The 722-nt window shown below is 74.5% G+C and carries 1 protein-coding gene; it reads left to right on the top strand.

Features of this window, described 5'->3' with window-relative positions:
• Positions 1–39 precede the first annotated feature (39 nt).
• The gene (locus WDV86_RS16310) at positions 40–600 is read left to right on the top strand and encodes a LysR substrate-binding domain-containing protein (protein ID WP_445263133.1); all 561 of its coding nucleotides are present in this window, start codon (positions 40–42) and stop codon (positions 598–600) included.
• The last annotated feature ends 122 nt before the right edge of the window (positions 601–722 follow it).

Below are 722 nucleotides of genomic sequence, written 5' to 3'. Positions count from 1 at the left end.
CGAGCCCGGCAGGCCGCCGGGGACCGCCCGCCCACCACGGTGACACTGCGTCCCACCAACAGCGCCCATGTCCTCGCCGAGGTGCGGAGCGGCACCGCCCAGCTCGGCTTCGTTGAAGGCGCACAAGCACCAGTCGACCTGCCCTGGCAGGCCGTGGCCCACGATGAGCTGGTCGCGGTCGTCGCCCCCGGGCACCCCTGGGCCCGACGTCGAGGCCGGCTGCGGGCCGCCGACCTGGTCGCGGAGCCCCTGGTGTGCCGGGAGGTCGGCTCGGGCACCCGTCAGGTCCTCGACGAGGCGCTACGAGCGCAAGGCCACCCACCGGTCACCCCGCTGCTCGAGCTCGGCACCGCCACCGCCGTCCGCGAAGCCGTGCGGGCCGGCGGCGCCGCGGCGGTGCTGTCCAGGCTCGCGGTGGCCGACGACCTCGCCGGCCACCGACTGATCGCCCTCGACGTCGAAGACCTCGACCTGCGCAGAACCCTGCGTGCCGTCTGGGTCAGCGGCCACCAGCCACCCCAAGGCCCAGCGCGAGACCTGCTCGCCCTCACCACGCGTCGACCCCACCACCCTCGCCGTACCCCTGCCAGCACCGTTTGACGCACCCGACCGGCAAGGCACCCGCTCAGGTCGGTGTGAGAGCGGCGCTACGCCGTCGGCCGGGACAGCGACAACCCGCCGGGCTTACTAATCGCGCGGGCTCGTCGACGAGCGATGAGCCG

Source organism: Pseudokineococcus sp. 1T1Z-3, from assembly GCF_037482365.1.
In the GTDB taxonomy this organism is placed as follows: domain Bacteria; phylum Actinomycetota; class Actinomycetes; order Actinomycetales; family Quadrisphaeraceae; genus Pseudokineococcus.
Note: the sequence above shows the minus strand (reverse complement) of the source record. Positions and strands in the feature narration are given on the sequence as shown.